This window comes from Agarivorans gilvus (genome assembly GCF_001420915.1).
In the GTDB taxonomy this organism is placed as follows: domain Bacteria; phylum Pseudomonadota; class Gammaproteobacteria; order Enterobacterales; family Celerinatantimonadaceae; genus Agarivorans; species Agarivorans gilvus.
Genome location: NZ_CP013021.1, coordinates 1 through 2,500, shown reverse-complemented (window position 1 = coordinate 2,500; position 2,500 = coordinate 1). Strand labels below are relative to the sequence as shown.

Annotated in this window: 4 protein-coding genes and 1 pseudogene (1 of these 5 cut by a window edge); all 5 read right to left on the bottom strand. The window is 44.2% G+C overall.

The window, feature by feature from the left end:
- Positions 1 to 52 carry the 5' portion of a hypothetical protein gene (locus AR383_RS00030; RefSeq protein ID WP_157051607.1) on the bottom strand. The gene continues 170 nt to the left of window position 1, outside the view, so only the first 52 of its 222 coding nucleotides appear in the window; the start codon lies at positions 50 to 52; its stop codon lies beyond the left edge, outside the window.
- Positions 49 to 416 (bottom strand): annotated as a pseudogene (locus tag AR383_RS21130) (methyl-accepting chemotaxis protein). Before AR383_RS21130 ends, AR383_RS00030 begins: the two are co-directional and overlap by 4 nt.
- A 25-nt stretch (positions 417 to 441) precedes the next feature.
- On the bottom strand, positions 442 to 840 hold the full coding sequence (locus AR383_RS00020) for a HAMP domain-containing protein (protein ID WP_198150192.1): 399 nt from the start codon (positions 838 to 840) through the stop codon (positions 442 to 444).
- Between the two features lie 48 nt (positions 841 to 888).
- Positions 889 to 1,284 (bottom strand): hypothetical protein, encoded by a 396-nt coding sequence (locus AR383_RS00015; protein WP_055731274.1) that lies wholly within the window; start codon positions 1,282 to 1,284, stop codon positions 889 to 891.
- Positions 1,277 to 1,663, bottom strand: coding sequence for a hypothetical protein (locus AR383_RS00010; protein WP_055731273.1), 387 nt, complete (start codon positions 1,661 to 1,663; stop codon positions 1,277 to 1,279). Before AR383_RS00010 ends, AR383_RS00015 begins: the two co-directional genes overlap by 8 nt.
- Positions 1,664 to 2,500 lie beyond the last annotated feature (837 nt).

Sequence of the window (2,500 nt, the reverse complement as noted above, 5' to 3'; positions counted from 1 at the left end):
CGGTAGCGATGGCGGTGACCATTTCCGTCACACCTTGAGTGGTATCCATCACTTGTGTAAGGCATGACCGGCTTGATTAACCACTTCGCGCCCGTTTGATACTAACTCGCTGCTTTGGTCCATGCTCTGTTTAGCGCCTCCGGTTAAGCTGCGAATTTGCTCGATAATTTTAGCAATCTCTTCTGTGGACTCGCTAGTTCGACTGGCAAGATTGCGGACCTCGTCAGCAACCACGGCAAATCCTCTGCCCTGCTCTCCGCTCTAGCCGCTTCAATCGCGGCATTCAAAGCCAATAAATTGGTCTGCTCTGCCACTCCGGCAATAACGTCGGTGATCTTTTCTACTTCTTCTCCGGCTAAATTAAGCTCGGCGATCCGCTGATTGCTGGTTGTTACTGAGGTTTCAATTTGCTGCATGATAACAATGGTTTGATTAACCACGTCACCCTTGACTCGCCAGCACAGCACACTCTTGAGCATGCTCAGCCGCTTGTGAAGTATTGCCCGCAATCTCGTGAGCCACGGCCGACATTTGTTCTATCGCAGTTGCAGCAGAGTCCACTTTTAAACGCTGCTCATCAAGCGCACTACCGATGTGGGAGTTTTTAGAAACCACAAATTGACTATTTTGATCGAGTTCAGCGGCGGTGCCATTAACTTCCGCAATCAACAACTTGAGCTGCTCGGCCATCATATTCACGGAGTGAGTTAATTGGCCAATTTCATCTTTTGAGCGCACCTTTAAGGCGGGTTGCGACAAATCTCCATTAGCAATCAAAGCGGCACGGTGACTAAGCGCATTCATATTGGTTTTAATCTGCCGAGTGATAAAAAACACCACTAAGCCGCCAAGCAAGGCTGCCTAAAACGCCAGAAAAAATCACCACGATTATTTGCTGGCCCAATCTGGCCAACTCAGATTGATGCCATCAAGACGATGTTGCTGCAATAAGTTAAATTCGGCTAGCTGGGCTTCAATAGCAGCCACTAAGGGGATCACTTCGTTAGCCATACGGTAATTAGCCACATTCCAATCTGGCGCAGCTCGCATAACAAACAATTCATCTACTAAAGGAGAGAAAATTTCCACCATTTCGACAAACTGTTGCCATAAGCGTGCTTGTTCTTCGGTGAATAAGTCACTGGTCTTTTCCACTTCGTCGACTAATTGCTGATGACGTGCAAAGTAGTCGTTATAGCGTTGTTGTTCATAACTGTCACCGGTAATAATAAAGCTGCGCAAACTGGTTAAGGCATTGGCTAACTCATTGCGAGCTTCACCCATGTTGGCCAGCAAACGCCCTCTTCTTAGGGCTATAAAGCCCCGACAGGGATACTTCTTCCGCCACTGCACTCGACACTTGGTTCATTGCTTCCTCCGCTAAGGGAGCGATATCGAACAACAACAAGGCATGGGCCGGCAGGTTATTATCGGTATGGGATATTTCGAGAATGTCCTGCTGTAGGTTTTTTAGCTGCTCAAAAGCTTGTAGTGTGGATTCTGGTACCTGAATTTGGTTAAAGCTTTGGATCTTAGCCACACTATCTTCGATATTAAGCCATGCTTGTTCAAAGATAGCCTGAAAATGTTCAGCTCGTTGGGCCGTAGCACCATGAATGAGATAGGCTCTAAGCGCACTTAAAGATTGCTGAATGACGTTCAATCTCTTTGCTTTGTGCCACCACAGGCACGCTAACTTCAACAACTTGTCGCTCTTTATCACTGATTTTTTCTAGCCGCACAAAACACACAATTGCAGATAAAAACATTAACAATACGACGAAGCCAAATGCTGACATTAGCTTATGAAAAATAGACAAAACAATTCCCTTACATCTGATACGGCGTCAATCGATACTTAGCATTTTGACTGACCCGAAGAAATAATTAGCATCCGGCTAACCTAAATACATCAGAATTTAAACGCACCTCAAAAGGAATTTCCAGACTTTTTAATTAACAAGATAGTAAAATACAAAATTAAATAGCTCAAAAATACATCAAAGCAATACACTAACTAAACATAATTCATTGGTTTAACTTAACTGTAAAACCAGCTTAGATTGATGATCGAGATGGAGGGAATTTATTTTAGTAACTTAAGAACATAAAGAATCATTGATGAAAGGCGTAACAGAAAACAACAGGAAATTCACTTTTTGGGGCTACCGCATGCTTAAGCAAGTAGTGGTATACTCGCGACTAACACGGCTTGATAAACAATAATTTTTGGGATATTTATGCGCCAGCTTTCAATCATTACCCTCTGCTTAGCCTTAGCTAGCTGCAGTGGCCATTACCAATTTAACAGTAATCTTGATAAGAAAATTTTGAAAACTACTTATCAGCCACCGAGGTAGAAGTCGTCTCTGAACAATATATTGCTCAGCACCCTCATCAATATCTGGCTGTAGTCGAAGGCATTAGTTGTCAAGAAAAAGCCAACCAAGCGCCACCGCAAGCGGTAGACGCACGCAACCAACTGCGCGAGCAAGCGGCA

What these genes read in the sequence shown, in the direction of transcription:
- AR383_RS00015 (WP_055731274.1), bottom strand. Translation starts at nt 1,284, where the DNA reads ATGGGTGAAGCTCGCAATGAGTTAGCCAATGCCTTAACCAGTTTGCGC.